Source organism: Nocardia asteroides (genome assembly GCA_019930625.1).
In the GTDB taxonomy this organism is placed as follows: Bacteria; Actinomycetota; Actinomycetes; order Mycobacteriales; family Mycobacteriaceae; genus Nocardia; species Nocardia sputi.
Genome location: CP082844.1, coordinates 651,271 through 676,534, shown reverse-complemented (window position 1 = coordinate 676,534; position 25,264 = coordinate 651,271). Strand labels below are relative to the sequence as shown.

Below are 25,264 nucleotides of genomic sequence, written 5' to 3'. Positions count from 1 at the left end.
GGTCAGAGCGCCCGGCAGAAGTCGCGCAGCGCCGAAAGGCGTACGCGCGCAGCGGCTCGCGCGGCCGGAAGATCGGCGTGCGAGCCGACCGGTTCGACCACCTCCAAGTAGCACTTGAGTTTCGGCTCGGTGCCGGAAGGTCGCACGACCACACGGGAGGAGACACCCTCGAAGATCAGCGCGTCGGTCCGCATCCGTCCCCGCACCCGGAGTTGGTCGGTGTACTCGACCGGCTCGCCCGCGATCCGCTCCGGCGGGTTCGCCCGCAACCGCTGCACCACAGCGGCGGCATCGGCGGCCGAGGCGAGCCGCAGCGACACCTGGTCGCCCGTGTGCAAGCCGAATTCGACCGCGTAGTCGTCGAGTTCGTCATCGAGGACGCGACCCGTGGCTTTCAGCCGGGCCACCAGATCGGCCACCAGCACGGCGGCGGAGATACCGTCCTTGTCCCGGACCGCCGCCGGGTCGACGCAGTGGCCGATCGCCTCCTCATAGGCGTAGACCAAGCCGTCGCCCGCGCGGGCCAGCCATTTGAATCCCGTGAGCGTTTCCGCGTAGCGGCCGCCGCGAGCGGGAGCCAGCTCGGAAAGCAGTCGCGACGACACAATGGTCGTCGCCACCAGCGAGTCCGCGGGAGCGGTGCGCAGCACGCAGTCGGCCAGCAGTACGCCGGTCTCGTCGCCGCGCAACATCCGCCAGGTACCGTCCGGGCGCGGGACACCCACCGCGCACCGGTCCGCGTCGGGATCCAGCGCGATCGCCACATCGGCGCCGACCCGGGCCGCCGTCGCGAGCAGCAGATCGCTCGCACCGGGCTCCTCGGGGTTCGGGAACGCGACGGTGGGGAAGTCGGGATCCGGTGCGTACTGCTCATCCACCACATGGACGTCGGGATAACCCGCCGCGCCGAGCGCTTCGACGGCGAGTTCGCCGCCGACGCCGTGCAGTGGTGTGAGTGCGATCCGGATCCCGGCGCGCTCGCCCGGTCCGCCGATCCGGGAGGGTAATTCGGCGACGCGGCGCACATAGCGCCGCACCACGTCGTCGTCTGCGGGGTTCACCGGCTGACGATCGATCGGCTCGCTGACGGCTTCGATGCAGCGCTCGATTTCGGTGTCGGCCGGGGCGAGAAGCTGCGATCCACCGTCGAGGTAGACCTTGTAGCCGTTGTCGGTGGCCGGATTGTGCGAGGCGGTGATCTGCACGCCCGCGACCGCCCCCAGCGCACGCACCGCGTACGCGACCACCGGGGTGGGCAGCGGACGCGGCAGCAGCGTCACCGCGAAGCCCGCCGCCGCGAAGATCTCCGCGGTCGCCGCGGCGAACTCGGCGGAACCGTGCCTGGCGTCGCGGCCGACGACCACCGCGCCGCCGCCGAGGCAGCGCTCGCGCAGCCACGCCGCGATCCCGGCGGTAGCCCTGCTCACCGTGGTGACGTTCATGCCGTCCGGGCCGTCGCGCAGCGGCCCGCGCAGTCCTGCCGTGCCGAACCGCAGCATCTACACCCGTTCCAGCACGCCGCGCAGCAGTTTGCCCAGCCGTGGCGCCGCGGCGTGCCCTTCGGCGAGCACCTCGGCGTGGGACAGATGCGCGCCCGTCACCCCCGCGGCCAGATTGGTGACCAGCGAGATGCCCAGCAGCCGGGCGCCCAGCGCGCGGCAGGCGATCGCTTCCAGCACCGTGGACATGCCGACGAGGTCCGCGCCGATCGTGCGCAGCATCCGGATCTCGGCGGGTGTCTCGTACTGCGGCCCCGTCAGGCCCGCGTAGACGCCGTCGGTCAGGCTTGGGTCGATCTCCCTGGCGACCGCCCGCAACTCGGGGTCCCAGGCGTCGACCAGGTCGACGAACGTCGCGCCTGCCAGCGGCGTGCGACCGGTCAAGTTGAGATGGTCGCTGATCAGCACCGGCTCACCCACACGGAGGCCGGGCCGGATACCGCCCGCGGCGTTGGTCAGCACGACGATCTCCGCGCCCGCCGCCACGGCCGCCGACACCGGATGCACCACATCGGCGGGCTGGTAGCCCTCGTAGAGATGCTGGCGGCCCATCAGCAGCAGCACGGCGTTGTCGTCCACCTGAACCGAATGGACCATGCCGACATGGCCCTGGGCGGTCGGTGTCCCGAACCCCGGCAGCTCCGGCATCGGAACCGACGCCCGCGGCGCCCCGATCTCCGCGGCCGCGTCCTGCCAGCCCGACCCCAGCACCACCGCGACCCGGTGGCGTGACACTCCCGTACGTTCGGCGATCGCCTCGGCGGCCTGTTCGGCAAGCATGATCGTCACCATAGCTCTGTTTGATTGTCAGCGCCTGCGGCGCTGAGTGTTCGCGGCCCCTCGGTGGCTCGCGTCCGAGCGGCCGCCGCTTGCTCCTTCGTCGCCTACGCGTCGGCCACTCGGACGCGAGCCGGGCCGCGAACGGACAATGCTCGGTCTCGCTTCGCTCGAAACCGGGAGTTGGGCGGGTGTGGGCGCGTCGGTGGTGATGCAGCCGAGCCCCGGCGGCGGCATCGGCCGGTGTGATCGCATGGGCGGTCGTCCTGCTGGCACGCTTCCCACCGGTGGCTGGTAGCTGGATGTTGGCCAGGTCGGGTGGGCGGTGGCCGGGTGTGGTCGCGGCGGGTGTCAGCGCGGTTGGACGACGCCTGGCCGACTGGCTGGAGTTCTCGTCGCCTTCGGATCAGTCGTGCCGCATCGGGATCGGCGGCATCGAGGGGCGCGACCATGGGCCGGCATCGCAAAGGTCGGGTCGGGCGTTGCTCGTCGCGGGTCGGCATTCGACTTTCTACCCGCGAGTAGGGGTGTTCGATGTGGCCCGATACGCTGCACCGCATGCCGTATCTCGAACGCCAAGGTGAAGTGTTCGTCGTGTACCTCGGCACCGAGGGACAGACGGACAGCGAGAACCGTTTCCACCCGGACTGGATCGACGAATTCCACGGCTTGCTGGACGAGGTCGAGAGCTCCCAGGGACCTGCCGCGCTGGTGACCACCGCGACCGGGAAGTTCTACAGCAACGGTCTGGACACCGACTGGCTGTTCGGCAACCTGGACAAGATGCACGGCTACCTCGACCGCGTGCACTCGCTCTACACCCGCCTGCTCGCCTTCCCGCTGCCGACCGTGGCCGCGATCAACGGCCATGCCTTCGGCGCGGGGGCCATGCTGGCCACCTCGCACGACTTCCGGATGATGCGCGCCGATCGCGGCTTCTACTGCCTGCCCGAGGTGCACTTGGGCATGCCGTTCACCATCGGGATGAACGCCCTGCTCACCGAGCGGCTGACCAACCAGGTCTGTGTGCAGGCGATGACCACCGGCCACCGCTACGCGGCGGACGAGGCCATCGCCGCGGGCATCGCCGACGGCAAGGCCGAAGCCCCCGATTTGCTCGCGACCGCGATCGAGCGGGCGGCGGCCCTGGCGAGCAACCGCAAGCCCAACCTGCCGGTGATCAAGCGCGCCTTGCACGGGAAGGCCCTGGCCGGTCTCGCGGTGCCGACCACCCCCGAGAACCTGGCGTTCGCGGCGGGCTGATTCCGTCCGGCTCGGGGAGCTCGGTGTTCGTGGCGGGCTGATTCCGTCGACCTCGGAGACCCTGGCATTCGCCGCAGGCTGAGCCCGCCCCTTTGGACCCGGCGCGCGCCGCGCTCGGACAGCCGGCTCATACCTCGGCTCCTCTCGGGGCACCGTCGCGCGCGGGCGGATATGAGTTGCACCGGTCCGCACGAAGACGACCGCCGACGAATAGCAGGCCCCAAGTCCGCAGGTCGAGGTGTCGTCTCCACCACACGGGCACAACCACGTCTTTCGAGCGAAGCGAGACCGAGCATTGTCCGCTCGCGGCCCGGCTCGCGTCCGAGTGGCCGACGCGTAGGCGACGAAGGAGCAAGCGGCGGCCGCTCGGACGCGAGCCACAAGGGGGCCGCGAACACGCAGCGCCGTAGGCGCTGCATAAACAAACACAGCAGTGCGAGACTGTGTTGCATGCCACCACCGCGCAGCGGGCGCCAGGAATCGCAACACGACGGCAACGCCGTGTGCGAGGTCGACCCGGCCGGTCGCAGTGACGCCGCGATCCGAGCGGCGTCGGCCGAGCTGATCGGCCTGTCACACGCGATCCACGCCGAACCCGAGCTGGCGTTCGAGGAGGTCCGCAGCGTCGCCAAGACCGTCGCTCCGCTCGCCGAGCGTGGCTTCGAGATCGACAACGGCGTCGCCGGTCTGCCGACGGCGTTCCGAGCACGCTATGGCAGCGGGGCGCTGACCGTCGGCATCTGCGCCGAGTACGACGCGCTGCCCGAGATCGGGCATGCCTGCGGGCACAACGTCATCGCCGCGTCCGCGGTGGGGGCGGCGCTCGGTCTCGCCGAGGTCGCCGACGCGCTGGACCTGACTGTGCTGGTGTTCGGCACCCCCGCCGAGGAGAGCGGCGGCGGCAAGGTGCTCATGCTGGAACATGGGGTGTTCGATGACGTCGCGATGGCGATGATGGTGCATCCGGGTCCGCTCGACATCGTCGGCGCCAGGTCGCTGGCTCTGGCCGACGTCTCGGTGGTCTTCCACGGGCGTGAGGCGCATGCCAGCGCGGCCCCGGAGCAGGGCCGCAACGCGGGCGACGCGGTGACCGTCGCACAGGTCGCTCTGGGGTTGCTGCGGCAGCATCTCCTGCCCGGCCAGCAACTGCACGGTATAGTCGGCGACGGTGGCGTAGCTCCCAACATCGTGCCCGGACGTGCGGAACTGCTGTATTACCTACGCGCAGTCGACTCCGCATCCCTCGACGATCTGATGCGACGAGCGTCGGCTTGTTTCGAGGCGGGCGCCCTCGCGACCGGCTGCACCCACGAAATCCGGACGCTCGCGCCGACGTATACCGAGCTGACCCCGGATCCGGAGTTGCTGCTCGTCTATCGCGAGCAACTCGCCGGATTGGGACGCGTGCCGCTGGCTCCGGAGTTCGAGGCGCAGCGGCCGCTGGGCAGCACCGATATGGGGAACGTCACCAACGTCATTCCGGGGATCCACCCGGTCATCGGCATCGATGCCGGTGGTGCGGTGACACATCAGCCCGGCTTCGCCGCGGCCAGCGTCAACGCTTCGGCGGATCGTGCGGTCCTCGACGGTGCGCTCGCCCTCGCGCGTACCGCTATCGCCGTCGCCCGCGATGACATCCATAGAGACAGGTTGTTGCAACGGCTAGTTCAACGACAGGAGGACATTCGGTGAGCACAACCGGCCGTTCGGCGGCGCCGGCGACGGGCCAGGCAGCGGGTATCCGCGTGGCCGTGGAGAGCACCGGCGGCTCCGCGGCGTCGGAGACCGTGGGATCCGGGCGGGAAGCGGTGGAGTCGTGGCTGGCCGATCACACGGTCGATCTCGTCCAATGGCGCAGGCACATCCACGCCAACCCGGAATTGTCCCGTACCGAGTTCGGCACCACCGAGTTCGTCTCGGCGTGGCTGACCAAGGCGGGCCTGGCGCCGCAGGTACTTCCCGGCGGCACGGGCTTGATCTGTGACATCGGGCCGGACGGGCCGCGAATCGGCCTGCGCGCCGATATGGACGCGCTGCCGCTGCAGGAGTTCACCGGACTGCCCTTCGCCTCGACGGTGCCCGGCGTGTCGCACGCGTGCGGCCACGACGCGCACACCACCATCCTGCTCGGCACGGCGCTGGCGCTGGCCGAGGTGCCGGAGCTGCCGGTCGGGGTGCGGCTGGTGTTCCAGCCCGCCGAGGAGGTCATGCCGGGCGGTGCGATCGACGTGGTCGCCACGGGCGCGATGACGGGTGTGGAGCGGATCTTCGCGCTGCATTGTGACCCGCGCCTGGAAGTGGGCCGGGTCGGCATCCGCGTCGGTGCGATCACCTCCGCCGCCGACACCATCGAGCTGGTGCTCGACTCGCCGGGCGGCCACACTTCCCGTCCACACCTGACCAGCGACCTGGTCTACGCGATCGGCTCGGTCATCACCGGCCTGCCGGGCCTGCTCAGCCGTCGCATCGACCCGCGCACCAGCACCGTGATGGTGTGGGGTGCGGTGAGCGCGGGAAAAGCGCCCAACGCCATTCCGCAGACCGGCATGCTCACCGGCACCATCCGCACCGGAGATCACGCCACCTGGTCGCTGCTGGAGCCGATGGTGCGGCAGATCGTCGACGGCCTGCTGGCCCCGACGGGCGTGCGCTACCAGCTGAACTACCGGCGCGGCGTGCCTCCTGTGGTCAACGACGAGCACTCCACCCGCATCTTCGAGGACGCGATCCGCGCGCTCGGCCCCGACGCGCTGGCCGACACTCTGCAGTCCGGCGGTGGCGAGGACTTCTCCTGGTATCTCGAGGAGGTGCCGGGCGCGATGGCGCGCCTGGGCGTCTGGTCCGGGGAGGGCGAACAGCTGGACCTGCACCAGCCCACCTTCGACATCGATGAGCGTGCCCTCGCGGTCGGCGTGCGGGTGCTGAGCAATCTCGTGCTCGGCGCGCGCTGAGTTCTTCGTCACACCGGCGCTGTTGTTCGTCACACGGGGCGTTGCCGGTGCAGCGGCGTGGCCGAACCCTCGGGTCGGCCACGCCGCTGACGTCGGCGGACTGTCGCGGTCAGCCGAAGTTGCCCGGGCCGACGTTCCGGCTGTTGCGGGTGCGTAGGGCGTGGACGTAATCCTCTGGCGCTCCCGCCTTTTCGGCGGCGTCGGCGATCACGCCGAGGTAGCGGGCCGAGGGCAGGCCGCCCTCGTAGGCGTCCAGCACATACAGCCAGGCCAGCGTGGGTTCGCCGCCGTCGGCGTTGCGGGTGACGCGCAGTCGGATCTTCTTGTGGATACCGAAGTCCGAGCCCTCCCAGCGGTCCAGCCGCTGTTCGTCCTCGGGGGACACGTCGTAGAGCACGACGAACACCCGGGAATTGGGATCCTCCACGACCGTCGCGAGAGGCCCTTCCCAGCCGATGTCATCACCGGCAAAGGTGAGCCGCCAGCCCTCCAACCAGCCCGTCCCGGACATGGGGGAGTGCGGACAGCGCTCGAGCATCTGCGTCGAGTCCATGTTGGACCCATAGGCGGCATAGATCGGCACCAGAGAAGGGTAGCCAATAACCTTCGCAGACCGCGTTTGATTGCCGCACCTGCGGCGCGGCGCGGGGTGCGGAACTGTTGCGCACCGGTAACGCGCTCGGTAGTGCGAGGAGGTTGCCGGATAACGTTTACCCGTGCCGGAGATCCCGGCGCGAAGCACGAGCGGAGGTATCAATGACCCGCATCGCGATCATCGGCGGCGGACCGGCCGGCTATGAGGCGGCCCTGGTGGCGGCACAGCACGGAGCGTCGGTGACGCTGGTCGACTCCGACGGCATCGGCGGCGCGTGTGTGCTCTGGGACTGTGTCCCGTCCAAGACCTTCATCGCCTCGACCGGCGTGCGCACCGACCTGCGCCGCGCTCGCGATCTCGGGATCACCCTGGACCCGAACCAGGCGCAGGTGCAGCTGGCGGAGGTGAACGGGCGCGTGAAGGCGCTGGCCCTGGCGCAGTCCTCCGATATCCGCTCCAAGCTGCAGACCGTGGGGGTGACCGTGCTCGCCGGGTACGGCGAGCTGATCGACCGCGCCGGCGGGCTGGCCGCGCACCGCGTGCTGGCCAAGCTGGCCGACGGCGCGCAGCAGACCATCGAGGCCGAGGTGGTGCTGATCGCCACCGGCGCGAGCCCGCGCGTGCTGCCGGGCGCCGAGCCGGACGGTGAACGCATCCTCAACTGGCGTCAGCTCTACGACCTCGAGGAGTTGCCGGAGACCCTGGTGGTCGTCGGTTCCGGTGTGACGGGCGCCGAGTTCGTCTCCGCCTACACCGAAATGGGTGTGCGGGTGAAGCTGGTCTCCAGCCGCGACCGCGTTCTGCCCGGGGAGGACGCCGACGCGGCGCTCGTGCTGGAGGACGCGCTGGCCGAACGCGGCGTCGAACTGGTCAAGCACGCCCGCGCCGACGCGGTGGAGCGCACCGCCGACGGCATCGTGGTCAAGTTGTCCGACGGACGCACGGTTTCCGGCTCGCACGCGCTGATGACCGTGGGCTCGACACCCAACACCGCCGGGCTCGGACTCGAGCGGGTCGGCATCGAACTCGACCGCGGCGGCTACCTGCGGGTGGATCGCGTTTCGCGCACGTCGGTGCCCGGCATCTACGCCGCGGGCGACTGCACCGGCCTGCTGCCGCTGGCCTCGGTGGCCGCGATGCAGGGACGCATCGCGATGTACCACGCGCTCGGGGAGGGCGTCAGCCCGATTCGCCTGAAGACCGTTGCCTCCGCGGTGTTCACCCGGCCGGAGATCGCGACCGTCGGCGTCAGCCAGAACGCGATCGACAACGGTGAGGTCCCCGCCCGCACGGTGATGCTGCCGCTGAACACGAACCCCCGCGCCAAGATGTCCGGGCTGCGACGCGGTTTCGTCAAGATCTTCTGCCGCCCCGCGACCGGCGTGGTGATCGGCGGCGTCGTCGTCGCTCCGATCGCCTCGGAGCTGATCCTGCCGATCGCCCTTGCGGTGCAGAACAACCTGACGGTCAACGACCTGGCCCAGACCTTCTCGGTGTACCCCTCGCTGACGGGTTCGGTGACCGAGGCGGCGCGATTGCTGATGCGGCACGACGACCTGGACTGACTTCCGTTTCGGCGCGCGCTGTGCCGTGTCCGATTCAGGACATCACGCCCCGAGAACTCGGGGCGGGGCGGGGACGCGGGGAGTCTTGCCACCCTTGGTCATTCGCAGCGTTGCCCATCGTGCGCACATGTGGTTCACTCTCGGCAGAGATGCGATCGCAGGAGGGTCGCGGAGTTCGGTGTGGGGGGATGGGTCCTTTCCAAATCGGCACGAGCGAACGGCCCGGGCCGTTCGGCGATCAGGCGTCTCACCCAGGGGACAACTGAATGCGGCCGACCAGGCCGCACCCGGGAAGGGATTGCGAAAAGTGAAACATCGTAAGCCGAGTCGGGCGCAGCGAGCGATGGCGAGCACCTCGTTGCCGCTGGCCACAGCGGCTGCAGTGGCCACTCTCTTCGCTGCGCCGGCGGGGGCGGCTCCCAACGATCAGCCGACCACTCCGCCGACGCCCGCTCCGGCGCAGCCGGGCGTGAACGAGTCGCCGAGCACCCCCGAGACCACTCAGCCGGAACCGGACAAGCCGGAATCCGAGCAGGATCGGCAGAAGCCGGAGAGCAAGCCGACGCCGAGCCAGCCCGGCGTCACCACGCCGGACCAGAACCAGGCCGTGCCCGATCAGAAGAAGGATCCGCGGCTGGCCCAACCGACCCAGCCGGGCGTGACCACCCCCCGCGTCGCGCCGCTGCCGGTTCCCGGCCAGCAGCAGCCCAGCGATCCGCAGCCCGCGGTCGTGCCGGATCAGGCCGCGCCGCAGCCCGGGGAGCAGGCTGCCCCGCAGCCGGGCACCCAGGGCGGCAACGCCGAGGCGCGGGAGCCGGAGAGTTCCACGCTGGTGCAGCCGCAGCCGCGCTGGCAGGCGCCGCGCCTGGAAGCCGCCCCGCCGGCGCCGGTCGTGGAGATGACCGGTCCGCACGCGGAGATCGGCGCCAACATCGACGGCGGCACCGTGCTGCCCGGTCACGTGGCCAACACCCACCACTTCAGCAACGAGGCCGGTTACGTCGGCACCATCGGCTACCGCACGCCGACCGGTGCGGGTGAAGCCGGTGTCTCGGTGGAGTTCGTCGACAAGAACACCGTCAAGCTGACCACCTACACCGGCGGCGAGGGCTTGGCCTCGAACAACACCACCGCGGTGTTCGACACCACCCAGCTGAACGTGGCCAAGGCCGCGGTGGAGGACTGGATCCGGGAGCAGCCGGGCGGCGCGGCCGCCCTGGAGGCCGCCGCACAGGTTAAGCTTCCGCTTCAGCCGGGCGATTTCGCTCCGCAAACCGTCGATGTGGGTGGTGTCACCACCCAGTGGGGTGGTTCACTCCAGTACTGATACGTGCTGATCTCGACGGGTGGGGCGGTCGTTCGCGGCCGCCCCACTTGTGCGTCCTGGGAAAGGATTGGGTGTGACCTCCGAGGGTGATGCGAGGGAGAACGAATCCGACTCCTCCGGGTCGGAATTCGGTCCGTCGTTGGGGGAGTTCGGGCCGCCGGTCTCCGAGTTCGGGCCACCCGTTGCGGAATTCGGTCCGCCCATCGCGGAATTCGGTCCGCCGATGGGCACCGATACCGGACCGCGCTGGCAGGTGCCGCAGCAGCCCACCGACCACCCCGAACTGGGTTGGCGACCCGCGGGCGAGCCGGAGACGACGCCTCCTCTCGCGTCGCAGTTCCGCGCGCCGGATGCCACGGTCTTTGCCGAATCCGCCGCTGCCGCGCCCGAGCCGCCCGCCGCGCGCCCGCAGCCCAAGGGCGGCGAGCAGCAGGACTCGTGGTGGAATCAGCCGACCGCCGAGGGCGGCGTACCGAAGCCGCCTCCGCCGGCGGACTCGGGTCTGTCCTGGGCGGAGGACCCGATCGCCATGCGGCTGGCGCTGCGCGTCCCCACGACTCCGGCGCCGGTGCGAAGCTCTCGTCATTCGCGACGCTGGGGAGTGCTCGGCGCGGTCGCGGCGGTCGTGGTGCTGATCGCGTTGACGGTGACGATCATCGCGGTATCCGGTGACAACGGCGACAGTGGCGCCGCTCCCGGTGTCGGCGGCACCACCGCGGCGTTGAGCTGCCCGTCGAACAAGGACGGCAAGGTGACTGTCGGCAACGGCACGGGTGACACCAGTAGCGGCCCCGGCGCCATTCTCGGATTCCAGTACTCCTTCTACGTCGAGCGCAGCGGTGAGCGGGCCCGGCGGTTCGTCGCCGACGACGCGGAGAACGTCTCGACCGCCGACCGCATCCAGAAGGGCATCGATGAGTACGTTCCGGTCGGCACCACGCACTGCTTGCGGATCACGGAGCTGGCCACCGACACCTTCGACGTGGACCTGACCGAACACCGGCCCGACGGGACCACCACGGTATACCGGCAGACAGTGACCACGGTGGCCCGCGACGGCAAGACGGTGGTCTACGCGATCCGGGATCGCCTGTAGCCGGATACGGCCGCTACCGGGGCGGATCTCAGATCATGGGATGAATATTTCGGATTTTGGTCGGGCGTGTGCGACAGTGGGATATCGCGTACCACGGCGTTCCCCGGAGGTCTTCCCATGTCGCCGACCATCCCACCGCTGGCAGGCAAGCTGGACGGCCTGCGGAGTTCGGCGATCCGTGACCTCTTGAAGCTGACCGCGCGCGCCGAGATCGTCAGCCTCGCCGGTGGCCTGCCGGACGCCGAACTGATGCCGCGCGCCCGGCTGGCCGAGGCGGCGGCCGCCGCGCTGAGCCACAACGGCTGCCTGCAGTACACCGAATCCCCGGGTTGGGCGCCGCTGCGCGAGGTCCTCGCCGAGCGGGAGTCGGGCAGGCTCGGTCGCCCGGTGCCGCTCGCGGAGGTGTTCGTCACGCACGGTTCCCAGCAGGCGCTGTCGCTGCTGGCCGAGGTGTTGCTCGATCCGGGCGCGCTGGTCGTGGTGGAGGACCCGGCGTACGTCGGCGCACTGCAGGTCTTCCGGGCCGCGGGCGCGCGCATCGCCGCGGTGCCGCTGGACGCCGAGGGGATGCGCACCGACGCGCTCACCGAGTTGCTCGCCCGTGGCGAGCGCCCGGCCGTGGTGCACACGGTGAGCAATTTCCACAATCCCGGTGGCGTGACCATGAGCTCCCGCCGCCGTGCGGAGCTCGCGCGCTTGGCCGATGAGCACGGCTTCTGGGTGATCGAGGACGATCCCTATGGTGAGCTGTGGTTCGACGGCCCCGCGCCGGCGCCGGTCGCGTCGTACTCTCGCAACGTCATCCGGCTGTCGAGCGCATCGAAGATCCTCTCGCCGAGCCTGCGGGTGGGCTGGATGGTGGCGCCGGATCCGGTGTGCCGCGCGGTCGAACTGCTGAAGCAAGGCGCGGATCTGTGTGGTTCGGCGCTCACCCAGCAGATCGCCACCGACCTGCTCGCCGACTCGGCATGGCTCACCGCCCACGTCGATCATGTCCGGGGCGTCTACGGCGAGCGCGCGAAGACGCTCGTGCACGCGATGCGGAGCCGTTTCGGGGACCGCGTACGGTGCAGCGACGCGTCGGGCGGCATGTTCGTCTGGGCCGACTTCACCGACGGGACCGACACCGAGCTGCTGCTTCCGGGTGCGCTCGCCGCAGGGGTCGCCTACGTGCCGGGAGCGGCGTTCGCCGTGGGCGGCGGGTACCGCAACTCGATGCGGATGTGCTTCACCACCTCCGACGAACCGACGCTGGAACTGGCGGTCGACCGGCTCGCGCACGCCGTCGCGGTGCGGAACCCTCAGCCGACCCAGCCGTAGGTGCGCTCGACCGCTTTGTTCCACGCGGCCAAGCGCTCGTCCCGCTCGGCGTCCGGCATGGCAGGCCGCCACGTCTTGTCGGCGGCCCAGTTGTCGCGGATGTCGTCGGTGCCCGACCAGTAGCCGACGGCGAGGCCCGCCGCGTACGCCGCACCGAGCGCGGTCGTCTCGTTGACCACCGGCCGCACCACGGGCACGTCGAGGATGTCGGACTGGAACTGCATGAGCAGGTCGTTGCCGACCATGCCGCCGTCCACCTTCAGCGTGGTCAGCTCCAAACCGAGCCGCTGGGACTCGGCGTCCGCCCGCATCGCGTCGACCACCTCGCGGGTCTGGAACGCGGTGGATTCCAGCACCGCTCGCGCCAGGTGCGCTTTGGTGACGAAACGGGTGAGCCCCGCGATCACGCCGCGTGCGTCCGGGCGCCAGCGGGGCGCGAACAGTCCGGAGAAGGCGGGCACGATGTAAGCGCCACCGTTGTCCTCGACGCTGCGGGCGAGCGGTTCGATCTCGTCGGCGGCGGAGATGATGCCGAGATTGTCGCGAAACCACTGCACCAGCGACCCGGTGACCGCGATGGATCCCTCCAAGGCGTATACGGCGTCCGCGTCACCGAGGCGGTAGCACACGGTGGTGAGCAGGCCGTGCTTACTGAACACCGGCGTGGTACCGGTGTTGAGCAACATGAAATTGCCCGTGCCGTAAGTGTTCTTGGCCTCGCCGGGTGAAAGGCACGCTTGGCCGAAGGTCGCGGCCTGCTGGTCGCCGAGGATGCCCGCGACCGGCACCCCGGCCAGCGGTCCGGAGCTGATCGCCGCGTAGACCTCCGAGGAACTGCGCACCTGCGGCAGCATCGACTCCGGCACGCCGAATTCCCCGCAGATTTCCGAATCCCATTGCAGTGCACGCAGGTCCAGCAGCATGGTGCGGGAGGCGTTGGTCACGTCGGTGACGTGCTCGCCGGTGAGCTTCCACAGCACCCAGCTGTCGACGGTGCCGAAGCACAACTCACCCGCCTCCGCGCGCTCCCGCACGCCGGGCACGTTGTCCAGGATCCAGCGCAGCTTCGGCCCCGCGAAGTAGGTGGACAGCGGAAGGCCGGTGCGGTCCTGGTAGCGGGCCGGTCCCGCGTCGCCGGCCAGTTCGGCGCACAGCCGGTCGGTGCGGGTGTCCTGCCAGACGATCGCGTTGTGCACCGGACGGCCGGTCTCGCGGTCCCACACCACCGTGGTTTCGCGCTGGTTGGTGACGCCCACCGCGGCGATGTCCTCGGCGCTGAGACCGCAGCGCTCCAGCACCTCACCGAGGACGAATTCGGTATCGCGCCAGATGGTTTCCGGATCGTGCTCGACCCATCCCGGCCGAGGGAAGATCTGCTCGTGCTCCCGCTGGGCGACGCCGACGACGCGTCCCTGCCGGTCGAAGACGATGCACCGACTCGAGGTCGTGCCCTGGTCGATGGCGGCCACATAGCGACGCATCCGTGCAGTGTATTTTGGCCGCGCCCGCGGCGCGGCGTGTTCGCGGCCCCTCGGTGGCTCGCGTCCGAGCGACCGCCGCTTGCTCCTTCGTCGCCTACGCGGCGGCCACTCGGACGCAAGCCGGGCCGCGAACGGCGGATGCTCGGTCTCGCTTCGCTCGAAACCGGGAGTTGAGGTGGTATGGCCGCGTAAGGAGGTGATCGCACGACCCGGAGGTGGATGCGGGGCGGCGGTGGTGAACACGGCGGTGTCGGTTGGCTCACCGAGCTGTGGGCGGTGGCTCGCCGGTCGGTTAGGGTGGTCTTGTTACCGGCGAGTAGGTCTGGGCGACACGGAGCCGGGCGCGGGCGGTCGATCCGCGGCGATTCGCCTAGCCTGGACTTGAACGCTCGATCGGACACATCCGCGTCGGCTGGAGGAGTCGAGCATGGCGATGAAACCGGATACGCAGTTCCTCGGCCCGGAGCAGCGCACGACGGCTTGGGAGCGCTTCGGCAAGGATCATTTCGATGTGGTCGTCGTCGGTGGCGGCGTGGTCGGGGCGGGCATCGCGCTCGACGCGGCGACCAGGGGCTTGCAAGTCGCTCTGGTCGAAGCCCGCGACCTCGGGTCCGGCACTTCCAGCCGGTCGTCGAAGATGTTCCACGGCGGGTTGCGCTATCTGGAGCAGCTGGAGTTCGGATTGGTACGCGAGGCGCTGCGGGAACGCGAGCTCACGCTGTCCACCCTGGCGCCACACCTGGTCAAGCCGCTGCGCTTTCTCTATCCGCTGACCCATCGCGTCTGGGAGCGCCCGTACGTGGCCGCCGGACTGGTCCTCTATGACACCATGGGCGGCGCCAAATCCGTTCCCGGACAACGGCATCTGACCCGCGCGGGCGCCTTGCGGCTGGCGCCGGGGCTGCGGCGGGACTCGCTGATCGGCGGTGTCGGCTACTACGACACCGTCGTCGACGACGCACGCCACACCATGATGTTGGCGCGCACGGCCGCGCACTACGGCGCGGTGATCCGCACGTCCACCCAGGTGGTGGGTTTCCTGCGCGAAGCCGATCGGGTGGTCGGCGTGAAGGTTCGCGACACCGAGGACGGGAGCACCGGCGAGGTCCGTGGACATGTGGTGATCAACGCGACCGGTGTGTGGACCGACGAAGTCCAGGCACTGTCGAATCAGCGGGGCCGGTTCCACGTGCGGGCGTCCAAAGGCGTGCACATCGTGGTGCCGCGAGATCGGATCGTCAGCGATACCGCCATCATCCTGCGCACCGCGACCTCGGTGCTGTTCGTCATCCCGTGGGGTGCGCACTGGATCATCGGCACCACCGACACCGAGTGGAATCTCGACTTGGCGCATCCGGCCGCGACCAAGGCCGACATCGACTATCTGCTCGCGCGAGTGAACGAGGTGCTGGTCGTGCCGCTCACGCCCGACGACATCGACGGTGTGTACGCGGGCTTGCGCCCGCTGCTGGCGGGGGAGAGCGACGAGACCTCCAAACTGTCGCGTGAGCACGCCGTCGCCAGAGTGGCGCCGGGCCTGATCGGCATCGCGGGCGGCAAGTACACCACCTATCGCGTGATGGCCTACGACGCGGTGGACGAAGCGGCGCAGGATATTCCGGCCCGGGTCTCGCCATCGATCACGGCGAAGGTGCCGCTGCTCGGCGCCGACGGCTACTTCGCGCTGGTCAACCAGACGGTGCAGCTGGCGGAGACCTACGGGGTGCATCCTTACCGGGTCAAGCACCTGCTGGATCGCTACGGCTCGCTCATCGGCGAGGTCATGGCCTTCGCCGAGGGCAAACCCGAACTCCTGCAACCGATCACGGACGCCCCGTCCTATCTGCAGGTCGAGGCGGTCTACGCGGCGGCGGCCGAGGGCGCGCTGCATCTGGACGACATCCTGGCCCGGCGGACCAGGATCTCGATCGAGTATCCGCATCGCGGCGCCAACTGCGCGGAGCAGGTGGCCCAGCTGGTCGCGCCCGTCCTGGGCTGGGACGAGGAGGAGATCGACCGGGAGGTTCAGACCTATCAGGCGCGGGTCGACGCGGAGATCCGTTCGCAGACCAAACCGGACGACGCCTCCGCCGACGCTCTGCGGATCGAGGCTCCCGAGCCCCGCCCGCAGATTTTGGAGCCGGTGCCGTCCGAAGGCTGAGTGTGGTGAGGATGCCATGTCCACGGATGCCCTGATCGCCGACCGCATGTAGTCGCCGACCTGTTCACCCGCTTCGAGCGCCTGCTGGACGAGGGCGGTGGGAGGATTCCGGCACCATCTTCACGGAAGATGTGGCGGTCCACTCACCGCGAATCCAGGTCAGCGGCATCGACAAGGTCGTCGACTACATGCGGCAGGCCGAGGTCGAGGGGGAGCGCACTCAGCGCACGACCACCGACCTGCTGGTGAACGTCGACGGCGACCAGGCCGCCGCGTCCGCGAACTCGCTGGTGTACTTCTACCGCGACGGCCGACCGCCCCACCAGACGAGCGGCCTGCGACTGGCCTGCACCGCGGTACGGACGCCGGCGGGCTGGCGACTCCGTCAGGCACGGATCATGCTCGCCTGGATGCGCAAGGATTGAGCTGTTCCCGGAAGCTTGTGAGGGGGGCCGATCAGTCCTGGTCCCCGGGTGCTTCCATACGCATCGCCCAGTCGACCAGTGAGCGCAGATAGCGCAGCACCAGCTCGTCCGGATACCCGGACGGGTCGGTGAGGTGCAGGCGGGCCAGTTCCTCCATGGCGGCCAACAGGATTCGCTCCGTCGGGCCGTCCGGATCCACGGTGACCTCGAGATAGCGGGACAGGTGGCGCGCGCCGATCGCCCGAGCGTAGGCGCGGCCGAGCGCGAGCCGCTCGCGCAGCTCGGGCGGCCCGCCGTCGAACGGGCTGAGGATGATGCGCCAGCTGGTCGGCGCGGCGTGCAGGTAGGCGAGGATGCCACGGCCGACTCGGTCCACGTCACCGTGGTCCCAGTCCACGCTGCGCACACCGGCGAACGCGATGGCCGACTCGCGATCCAGCAGCGCCGACGTCAGCCCGGACAGGTCGGTGAACTGCTGGTACACCAGCGCACGGGCCACCCGCGCCGCGCGCGCCACCCGCTCGATGCTCACCGCGCCGAAGCCCTCGGTGGCGACGATGTCGCGCGCCACGTCCAATAGTTGGGTTCGACGGTCGGCGGCGGACATCCGGCGCTTGGGCCGTGCATCGGCCGGATCGGTGGCGCCGCGCTCGGATGTGGAGCGATCCGTGGTCACGGAAGAGAAGGTAACTCGAGCAGCAGATCCACCGCCCGCGCCGCACTCTGCACCGCGCTCTCCATCGTCGCCGACCAGTCGGTGGCGGTCCAGTCGCCCGCGAGCACCAAGGTGGGCACCGAGGTCCGCTGGTCCGGTCGCAACGCGTGGGTGCCGACGACCTGGGAGAAGGTGGCCTTCGGCATGCGCACGACCTGCGCCTGCACCACGTTCGCCGCTCGCGCCGCCGGGTAGTAGCGCCGCAGCAGCGCCATCTGCTCGGCGACGATCTCGTCGCTGGACTTGTGGATCTGCTCGTAGGCGCCGCTGGTGGTCAGGCAGTACAGCCAGGCCTTGTCGGTGCTGCGCCCGGTCATCCGCTGACGGTCGAAGACCTCATCGATGACGCCGGTGCCACCGATCAGCGCCTCGAACTCGGCGGTGGTGCCCAGCGGGCGATCGAGGTAGAGGTTGGTGCTGACGATCGGCGTGTAGCCCAGCTTGTCGGCGGCCGCGTAGATCTCGGCGTGCTCGGGCAGTTCGTCGAGCAGTCCGCCGATGCTGGAATTGGGTACCGCGCACACCACCGCGTCGGCTGGGATCGTGGTGCCGTCGACCAGGGTGACGCCGGTGACTTCGCCGTTGGAGATATGGATACGGCGGGCTACAGCCCGATATCGCACCTGCACGCCGTGCTTCTCGAAGACGCGCAGGGCTCCGGTGACGTACAAGGTGTCCAGATCGGTGGTGGGGTAGCCGATGTCGACGGCTCGCCGGTGTTCGATGCCCAGCCGGATACCCGTGGCCAGCACATCGGCGAACACCTTCGCCGATTCCCGCTGCACCGGTTCCGCCGCGATGCCGAGTGCCAGCCAATCCCACAGCGCCTCACGCGCTTTGGCGGGCATGCCGACTCGGTCGAACCATTGCTCGGTGGTGAGGTCGGCCAAGTCGGCGGGCTGATGCAGACATTGCCAGCCGAGCCGGAGCGTGGCGATCGCCGCGTGCACGCGCTCGAGAGGGTTCGCATCGGGATGAGCGCCGGTCAGCGTGCGCAGCGCGGCGATTCCTTTGGTGCGCATGGTGACGCTGCGGCCGTCGGGCCAGCGCAGGGTTCCCCCGTGCGGGAAGGCGACATATTGCCGTGTGCCGACGCTGGTGAGGTAGCGGAACAGGTGTTCGTATCCACTGGCGATCACGTGCTGGCCGTTGTCCGGCGGATCGTCCACCGCCTCGGCCCGCATCGCGTGGGTGCGGCCGCCGAGTCGGCCTCTGCGCTCCAAGAGGGTGACCTGCTTGCCCGCTTCCGCCAGCCAGACCGCCGCGGCGAGCCCGGCCAGGCCGCCTCCGATCACGACGTAGCGCCGTGGGTCGCTCATGGTGCCCTCCCTCATAACTGACAACTTGTAAGTTAAGTGCGGGTGAGGAGATCGTCAAGAGCGGCGACGCTGATATCGCATCGCAGTGCCGCAGCGAATCGTGCGGCGCGCGAGCAAGGTTGGGTACGCGGCACTTCACCGGGCGTCGGCGGTTCGAGATATCGGTGTTCGTGCGACGCGATCACTCGGCCGGGACCGGCTGACACCGAGGACAGAAGAAGATGCCGCGCTCCCGCTGAACCACGCGGTCGTAATCCGGTGCGGTGTCACCGAGTAGGTCGGCGGCCAGCGGTGTGCCGCAGCGCGGGCACGAGCGGTATGTGCGGCCGTAGACCAAAGGCCGTCGCGGGGGTTTCTCCACCGATTCGGTCAGGATGCGGTGCGCTTCGTTGACCAGTGCCAGCAGGTCCGGCACATCCCCGACCCGGGTCGCGGGATGGACGCGGCGCAGGAAGCAGACCTCGCTGCGGAAGACGTTGCCGATTCCCGCCAGGTTGCGCTGGTCCAGCACGGCGACGCCGATGGGTTGATCCGGATACCGCTCCAGCCGCCGGACTGCTTCGGCCGCATCCCAATTCGGCCCGAGCAGATCGGGCCCGAGATGGTCCACGACGTGGTGCTCGTCGCGCACGCGCACCACCTCGACGGTGCCGAGTGCGAAGCCGACCGCTTCGACGTCCTCGGTGCTCAGCACGATCCGGGCGGTGACTCGGGGTTTGGTCCAGCGCTGCCCACAGTGGAACACGCGCCAGCTGCCCTCCATCTTCAGGTGCGTGTGAATGCTCACGGTGGGGGTCCGGATGAACAGGTGTTTTCCGTAGCTGCCGACGCTCTCGACCATTTGTCCGCGAAGATCGACCGTGGCGTATCGCGGCACCCGAAAATCACTGCGGGTCAGCTCTTTTCCGGCCAGGGCGGTGCGTAGCCGTTTCGCTGCCAGAAAGACGGTGTCTCCCTCAGGCATACGGCCGTCCCGATTCGGTGGTGGCCTCGGAGGCCCGATTTCGCGGTAGGTCAGCCGAATCCCGGCTTGCCCGAGCGCCGAGGTGTCCGCTCACGGGCGGCTCCGGAGGCGGAGTCCGCGCGGCGTGGCGGAGAAGCCCGCTTCGGTCAGGAACCCGGCGAAGGTGTTGCCGTGCACGGTGTCACCGTTGACCCGGTCGATGACCAGCGAGTCCACCCGGCGGAGACGGACCAGGTCGGCGAGCGCCGCGGCGGCGCCACGGCGTGCTTCGGCGTCCTCCGTGAAGGTGAGCAGGGTCTTGCCGCCTCGTTCCAGATACAGGACCAGTTCGCCGTCGACGAGCACCACCAGCGCTCCGGCTTTGCGCCCGGGCCGGTGCCCGCCCTCGACATCGTTCTTCGGCCAAGCCAGCGCGGCGCCGTACGGGTTCGCGGGATCGCACGCGGCCAGCGCCAGTACCGTGCCGGTCGGCTGCCTGGACTCGGGACGGGCGCGTTCGGCGTCGAAGGACCGCAGCCGATCGACCACGTCGGTGGTGGAGAACTGCGCGCCGCCGAGGGAGTCGACGAAATAGCCGCGACGGCAGCGGCCGCGGTCCTCGAATTCGGTCAGCACCCGGTACATCAGCGCGAACCCGCCGGGCACCCCCTCGTTCTGCACCGATCCCCTGGTCAGCACGCCGTACCGCTCCAGGAGCAGATCCGCGGTCGCGTGTGCGCGCACCGTGTTGTCCGAGACCCGCTCCGGCAGCAGCGACCATCGCCCGGCGACCGAGGGCGGACCGGAACGGGTCGGCATGCTCGGGCGGGGCAGGTAGGCCCGGCCCCGGGGCGCGCGTCGGGGGGTGCGGTGTGCCGTGGTGGTCCGCGTCGTGCCGGACAGCAGCGCCCGGACCGGCGCGAACGTGTCACCGGAAACCATACCGGCCCAGGCCAATTCCCACAGTGCGGAGGCCCCCGCGGCGTCGTCGAGCAGGCCGGTGGCGTCCGAGAGCTGCCGGAAGAAGTACGCGCCGCCGCCCTGCGGCACCGGTATCAGTCGCGCGGCGTGTGCATCGGAGACCGAAAGTCCATCGTGGGCTGCGTATTCCGAGACGGCAGGCACTTCGGCGCCGTTCGGGAGGGCGGCACCGCCCGCTCCTTTGCGCGGCCCGGTCGACTGCTGATCTCGGTGGCCGTCGCCGTCGACCGCACTGCCCGGCGGCGGATCCGGCTCGTCCAGCGGCACCGGTGCTCGATCCGGCCGGGTCGGCGCGGGATCGAGCGGCGTCCACGGTACGAAAGTCGCGCCCATGGCGGCGAGCAGGCGCGACTGTAGGTCCGTGAGATCGATATCGTCCGGCGGCGCGAGGGTGAACGGCGCCTGCTCGGCCAAGTGCAGAGCGATCCAGCCGTCCTTGGCGGTGATGGCGCCGTGGCCGGACCAGATCACCTCGCCGGTCGCCATGAGTTCGTCCAGCATGGCGGGGGTGTAGTCGGGCACCCGCGCGGGCAGCACCAGCGATTCCCAGGCCGATGCCGGGATCGGCACGCCCGCGAGCTGTTCCACGACGGCCGCCACGCCCTCGACGCCGCGCAGTTCGCGGCTGCCGATGTGCTGCCAGGACGGGAGGAAGCGTCCGAACGCGGCGGTCGAGACCGGCTCCACCTCGTGCCTGGCCGCGGCGAGTGAGCGGCGGCGCAGCCGGCGTAGCACCTGAGCGTCACACCATTCCGACCCGGCGGCCGAAGGCGTGAACTCGCCTTCCACCACGCGCTTTTCGCTGACGAGCCGGTGCAGGGCGGTGGCAGCCACCGCGGTGCCGAGTCCGAACCGCGCCGCCACCGCATCCGTGCCGAACGGGCCGTGCGTACGGGCGTAGCGGCCGACCAGATCGCCGAGCGGATCGGATACCGGCTCGATGAACGCCGACGGCGTGCCGATCGGCAGCGGAACCCCCAGCGCGTCCCGCAACCGGGCCGCGTCCTCCACCGCGACCCACCAGGCGCGTCCCGCGAAGGAGACCTCCAGCGCCCGCCGTGCGGCCACGAGGCTGCCGAACCAAGCGGTGGGGTCCTCGTCACAGCGTTCGGCGGCTTCGGCGGCGGTGAGCGGCCCGAGCAGCCGCAGCAGATCAGCCAAGCCCTCGGCGTCGGGTGCGTGCCGCTCGGGGGTGAGGCGTTGCAGTTCCCGTTCGGTCTGCTCGATGACCGCGGCGTCGAGCAGTTCGCGCAGCTCGACCCGGCCGAGCAGTTCGGCCAGCAGCCCGGAGTCGAGCGAGAGCGCGGCGGCGCGGCGCTCGGCCAGCGGGCTGTCGCCGTCGTACATGAACTGCCCGATGTAGTCGAACAGCAGGGCGTTCGCGAACGGTGACGGCGTCGCCGTCTCCACCTCGACCAGCCGCACCTGACGCCGCCCCACCCGGCCGAGCAGATCGCGCAGGGACGGCAGGTCGTAGACGTCCCGCAGGCATTCGCGCACCGTCTCCAACAGGATCGGGAACTCGGGGAATTTGCGCGCCACGTCCAGCAGCTGGGCCGAACGCTGTCGCTGCTGCCACAGCGGGGCTCGCTTGCCCGGGTCGCGACGCGGCAGCAGCAGTGCGCGCGCGGCGCATTCGCGGAACCGGGAGGCGAACAGCGCCGAGCCGCCGACCTGTTCGGTGACGATCTCGTCGATCTCGTCGGACTCGAAGACGAACAGTTCGGCGCCGGGCGGATCGTCGGTGGTGTCGGGCAGTCGCACGACGATGCCGTCGTCGGAGGCGTTCGGCGCGGCGTCCACGCCGTAGCGTTCGCGCAACCGGGCCCCGATGGCCAGCGCCCAGGGGGCGTGCACCGGAAGGCCGTAAGGCGAGTGCAACACCAGCCGCCAGTCGCCGAGTTCGTCGCGGAACCGCTCCACCACCAGGGTGCGGTCGGTGGGCAGGTGCCCGGTCGCGGTGCGCTGTTCGTCCAGCAGCGTGAGCAGGTTCGCGGTCGCGTTGTCGTCGAGGCCCGCCGAGCCGATGATCCGCGCGACGCCCTCCGGCATCGGATCGGCGGCGGACGCGCTCAGTTCGCCCCGCGCCGCACGCGGCATGTCCGGGCCGCCGCCGTCGTGCTCCGGCCGCGCCGTCGCCCGCGACGATTTCGCCGGGCTCGATGATGAAACGCCGCCGCGCCGCGAAGTCTTTCTCTTCGGAACGTCCGGTTCGACGGCACGCTCCTGGGCGACCGTGCGCACGAACTCGCCGAGCGCCGCGCCTAGTTCGGCAGGCCGCCCGAGGCCGTCGCCGTGCCAGAACGGCAACCGGCCCGGCTGCCCGAACGCGGGCGTCACCAGCACCCGGTCGAAGGTGATCTCCTCGATCCGCCAGCTCGTCGCCCCGAGCGCGAACACGTCGCCGACCCGGGACTCGTAGACCATCTCCTCATCGAGTTCGCCGACCCGGGAGGCTTTCTCACCCACCATGTACACCGCGAACATGCCGCGATCGGGAATCGCGCCGCCCGAGGTCACGGCCAGGCGTTGCGCGCCGGGACGTCCGGTGAGCGTCCCGGCGTCGCGATCCCAGACCAGGCGGGGACGCAACTCGGCGAACTCGTCGGAGGGATAGCGCCCGGAAAGCAGATCCAGCACCGACTCATAGGCCGAGCGCGGCAGCGATGCGTAACTTCCGGTGCCCCGCACAACCTCGAACCACGCGTCGACATCCAGCGAATCCAGCGCACACGCGGCGACGGTCTGCTGGGCGAGGATGTCCAGCGGGTGTGCCGGGATCTGGATCGCCTCGATCTGCCCCGATGTCATCCGCTGCGACGCCACCGCGCAGTGGATGACATCGGTGCGGTGCTTCGGGAAGATCACCCCGCGCGAGATCTCGCCGACCTGATGCCCGGCCCGTCCGATCCGCTGCAATCCACTCGCTACCGAGGGCGGCGCTTCCACCTGGACCACCAAGTCGACCGCGCCCATGTCGATGCCGAGTTCCAAGCTGCTCGTAGCGACGACGCAGCGCAGCCGCCCGCTCTTGAGATCGTCTTCGATCAGCGCCCGCTGCTCCTTGCTGACCGAGCCGTGGTGGGCTCGCGCCAGCAGGGACCCGGCGCCGTGGATCACCTCGGTGGACGCGCCGAGCTGCGCGGGCGGCTTGTGCTCGGTCTCCACCGGCTCGCCGAGCCGCGCCGCGTAGGCCTCGTTCAGCCGGGCGGTGAGGCGCTCGGCCAGCCTGCGGGAATTCGCGAACACGATCGAGGACCGGTGCTCGAGCACGAGCTCGACGATCGCCTCGTCCACGTGCGGCCAGATGGATCCCGGCTGGTCGGAGTCGCCCGGTTCGGTCATGTCCGCCACCGGCACCCGAACCGACAGGTCGAACGTCTTCGGCGCGGGCGGAGCGACCACCGTGATCGGCGCGTTGCCCACCAGGAACCGTCCGACTTCCTCCGGTGGCCGCACGGTCGCCGACAGCCCGATGCGCTGCGCGGGCCGCTCGGTCAGCAAGTCGAGCCGGGCCAGTGACAACGCCAGGTGCGAACCGCGCTTGGAACCGGCGATCGCGTGCACCTCGTCCACGATCACCGTGTTCACCTCGCACAGCGTGTCCCGGGCCGACGAGGTGAGCATGAGGAACAGCGACTCCGGCGTGGTGATCAAGATGTCCGGCGGGGTGCGCAGCATGGACCGCCGATCGGAGGAGCTGGTGTCGCCGGAACGGACCCCGACGGTGATCTCCGGCGGCCGCAGGCCCAGGCGCTCGGCGGTCTGCGTGACGCCGACCAGCGGCGCTCGCAGATTGCGTTCCACGTCCACGGCGAGGGCCTTCAGCGGGGACACGTACAGCACGGAGGTGCCTGCCCGCTCGGGCCGCTGCTCCCGGGTGGCCAGCTGGTCTATCGCCCACAGGAACGCCGAGAGCGTCTTGCCGGATCCGGTGGGCGCGACGACCAGCGTGTGCTCGCCCGCCGCGATCGCCTGCCACGCCCCCAGCTGCGCGGACGTCGGCGCGGGGAACGCGCCGTCGAACCACTCCTGGGTGGCGCGGGAGAACTGGGGCATGAATTCAGTGTGCACCGGCCCACCGACAAGCACGCTCGTACCGCCTCGCGGGCGAAGCACGAGCAATCGAACAACGTCCGACCATGCCGGGCCGTACGCTTCCACAGGTGCAAAAAGTGCTCAGACTCGACCTGGTCAGCCATGGGATGACCGAGGCGATGCGAAAAGCACGTTTCCCGGTGGACGAATCGCTCACCGAAGCGGGCAGGCGGGCGGTCGTCGGATGCGGTCCGCTCACCGCCCCGCGGGTGCTCACCGGGCCGGAGCGCCGGACGGTGGAGACCGCCGCGCTGCTGGGATTGCCCGGCGAGGAGGACAACCGGCTGCGCGACCTGGACGCGGGCGCCTGGCGTGGCGGCGAACTGATGTCGGTGCCCCAGGACCAGCTGTACGCCTGGCTGACCGACCCCACTTTCCGCGGGCACGGTGGCGAGTCCGTGGTGGACGTGATCGAACGGACCAGGCTCTGGATGGCCGAGATAGCCGCGCAATCGGTGTCCACGATCGCGGTGACCCACCCGGCTGTCGTCCGGGCCGCGCTGCTGGTGACGCTGGACGCCCCGCCCAAATCGTTCTGGCGCATCGATGTTCCGCCCGGCAGCGTGACCCGCCTGCACTATCGCGGCGAATGGACGTTGCACTTCACGGCCTGACGCGCGGTCCTGCTCGCACACCGATCGACCGAACCGGTGGCAGTCGGGGAGCCTGGGCCGCGGCGGCGCGGCCTGGACATCGGCTGCGGTGGCACCGTGGGGTGAAGCGGCCCGGGAGAATATCTCCCGAGCCG

At 70.0% G+C, this 25,264-nt stretch carries 17 protein-coding genes and 1 pseudogene; 10 read left to right on the top strand and 8 right to left on the bottom strand.

Annotated features, from left to right (window positions below):
* Window positions 1-2 precede the first annotated feature (2 nt).
* Complete coding sequence (locus tag K8O92_03150) at window positions 3-1,499, bottom strand: phospho-sugar mutase (protein ID UAK33013.1); 1,497 nt, start codon at window positions 1,497-1,499, stop codon at window positions 3-5.
* Window positions 1,500-2,279, bottom strand: a complete 780-nt coding sequence (locus tag K8O92_03145; GenBank protein ID UAK33012.1) for a purine-nucleoside phosphorylase — start codon at window positions 2,277-2,279, stop codon at window positions 1,500-1,502.
* 555 nt (window positions 2,280-2,834) lie between these two features.
* On the opposite strand from K8O92_03145, the gene K8O92_03140 reads away from it, so the two are divergent.
* The 3 genes from K8O92_03140 (at window position 2,835) to K8O92_03130 (ending at window position 6,490) form a co-directional block, all read left to right on the top strand.
* Window positions 2,835-3,539 carry an enoyl-CoA hydratase/isomerase family protein gene (locus tag K8O92_03140; protein UAK33011.1) on the top strand — a complete coding sequence of 235 codons (705 nt, stop codon included), beginning with the start codon at window positions 2,835-2,837 and terminating at the stop codon, window positions 3,537-3,539.
* 450 nt (window positions 3,540-3,989) lie between these two features.
* Complete coding sequence (locus K8O92_03135) at window positions 3,990-5,231, top strand: M20 family metallopeptidase (GenBank protein ID UAK33010.1); 1,242 nt, start codon at window positions 3,990-3,992, stop codon at window positions 5,229-5,231.
* Between the two features lie 95 nt (window positions 5,232-5,326).
* Window positions 5,327-6,490 (top strand): amidohydrolase, encoded by a 1,164-nt coding sequence (locus K8O92_03130; protein UAK35408.1) that lies wholly within the window; start codon window positions 5,327-5,329, stop codon window positions 6,488-6,490.
* A gap of 109 nt (window positions 6,491-6,599) precedes the next feature.
* Here the strand turns inward: K8O92_03130 and K8O92_03125 are convergent, their stop codons facing one another.
* The gene (locus K8O92_03125) at window positions 6,600-7,073 is read right to left on the bottom strand and encodes a gamma-glutamylcyclotransferase (GenBank protein UAK33009.1); all 474 of its coding nucleotides are present in this window, start codon (window positions 7,071-7,073) and stop codon (window positions 6,600-6,602) included.
* Between the two features lie 173 nt (window positions 7,074-7,246).
* Between K8O92_03125 and K8O92_03120 the strand changes: the two genes are divergently transcribed.
* The 4 genes from K8O92_03120 (at window position 7,247) to K8O92_03105 (ending at window position 12,393) form a co-directional block, all read left to right on the top strand.
* On the top strand, window positions 7,247-8,650 hold the full coding sequence (locus tag K8O92_03120; GenBank protein UAK33008.1) for an NAD(P)H-quinone dehydrogenase: 1,404 nt from the start codon (window positions 7,247-7,249) through the stop codon (window positions 8,648-8,650).
* A 382-nt stretch (window positions 8,651-9,032) separates the two neighbouring features.
* Window positions 9,033-9,977, top strand: a complete 945-nt coding sequence (locus tag K8O92_03115) for a hypothetical protein (GenBank protein ID UAK35407.1) — start codon at window positions 9,033-9,035, stop codon at window positions 9,975-9,977.
* Between the two features lie 67 nt (window positions 9,978-10,044).
* On the top strand, window positions 10,045-11,073 hold the full coding sequence (locus K8O92_03110) for a hypothetical protein (protein UAK33007.1): 1,029 nt from the start codon (window positions 10,045-10,047) through the stop codon (window positions 11,071-11,073).
* A 117-nt stretch (window positions 11,074-11,190) separates the two neighbouring features.
* On the top strand, window positions 11,191-12,393 hold the full coding sequence (locus K8O92_03105; GenBank protein UAK33006.1) for a PLP-dependent aminotransferase family protein: 1,203 nt from the start codon (window positions 11,191-11,193) through the stop codon (window positions 12,391-12,393).
* Here the strand turns inward: K8O92_03105 and glpK are convergent.
* Window positions 12,375-13,874: a glycerol kinase GlpK gene (gene glpK, locus K8O92_03100; GenBank protein UAK33005.1), complete on the bottom strand. Its 1,500-nt coding sequence runs from the start codon at window positions 13,872-13,874 to the stop codon at window positions 12,375-12,377. The two genes, K8O92_03105 and glpK, sit on opposite strands and share 19 nt — an antisense overlap.
* 427 nt (window positions 13,875-14,301) lie before the next feature.
* On the opposite strand from glpK, the gene K8O92_03095 reads away from it, so the two are divergent.
* A complete protein-coding gene (locus tag K8O92_03095) occupies window positions 14,302-16,035 on the top strand; it encodes a glycerol-3-phosphate dehydrogenase/oxidase (GenBank protein ID UAK33004.1) in 1,734 nt (577 codons plus the stop codon).
* A gap of 16 nt (window positions 16,036-16,051) precedes the next feature.
* Window positions 16,052-16,460 (top strand): annotated as a pseudogene (locus K8O92_03090) (nuclear transport factor 2 family protein).
* A gap of 31 nt (window positions 16,461-16,491) precedes the next feature.
* Here K8O92_03090 and K8O92_03085 read toward each other — a convergent pair.
* The 4 genes from K8O92_03085 to K8O92_03070 all read right to left on the bottom strand — a co-directional run bounded on the left by K8O92_03085 (window position 16,492) and on the right by K8O92_03070 (window position 24,477).
* Entirely contained in the window at window positions 16,492-17,067 is a 576-nt protein-coding gene (locus K8O92_03085) for a TetR family transcriptional regulator (protein ID UAK35406.1), read from the bottom strand.
* Window positions 17,068-17,132: 65 nt separating this feature from the next.
* Entirely contained in the window at window positions 17,133-18,494 is a 1,362-nt protein-coding gene (gene hpnE / locus K8O92_03080) for a hydroxysqualene dehydroxylase HpnE (GenBank protein UAK33003.1), read from the bottom strand.
* Window positions 18,495-18,675: 181 nt separating this feature from the next.
* Window positions 18,676-19,458: an Fpg/Nei family DNA glycosylase gene (locus K8O92_03075; protein UAK33002.1), complete on the bottom strand. Its 783-nt coding sequence runs from the start codon at window positions 19,456-19,458 to the stop codon at window positions 18,676-18,678.
* A gap of 90 nt (window positions 19,459-19,548) precedes the next feature.
* Window positions 19,549-24,477 (bottom strand): ATP-dependent helicase, encoded by a 4,929-nt coding sequence (locus K8O92_03070; protein ID UAK33001.1) that lies wholly within the window; start codon window positions 24,475-24,477, stop codon window positions 19,549-19,551.
* Between the two features lie 146 nt (window positions 24,478-24,623).
* On the opposite strand from K8O92_03070, the gene K8O92_03065 reads away from it, so the two are divergent.
* On the top strand, window positions 24,624-25,130 hold the full coding sequence (locus tag K8O92_03065; GenBank protein UAK35405.1) for a histidine phosphatase family protein: 507 nt from the start codon (window positions 24,624-24,626) through the stop codon (window positions 25,128-25,130).
* The last annotated feature ends 134 nt before the right edge of the window (window positions 25,131-25,264 follow it).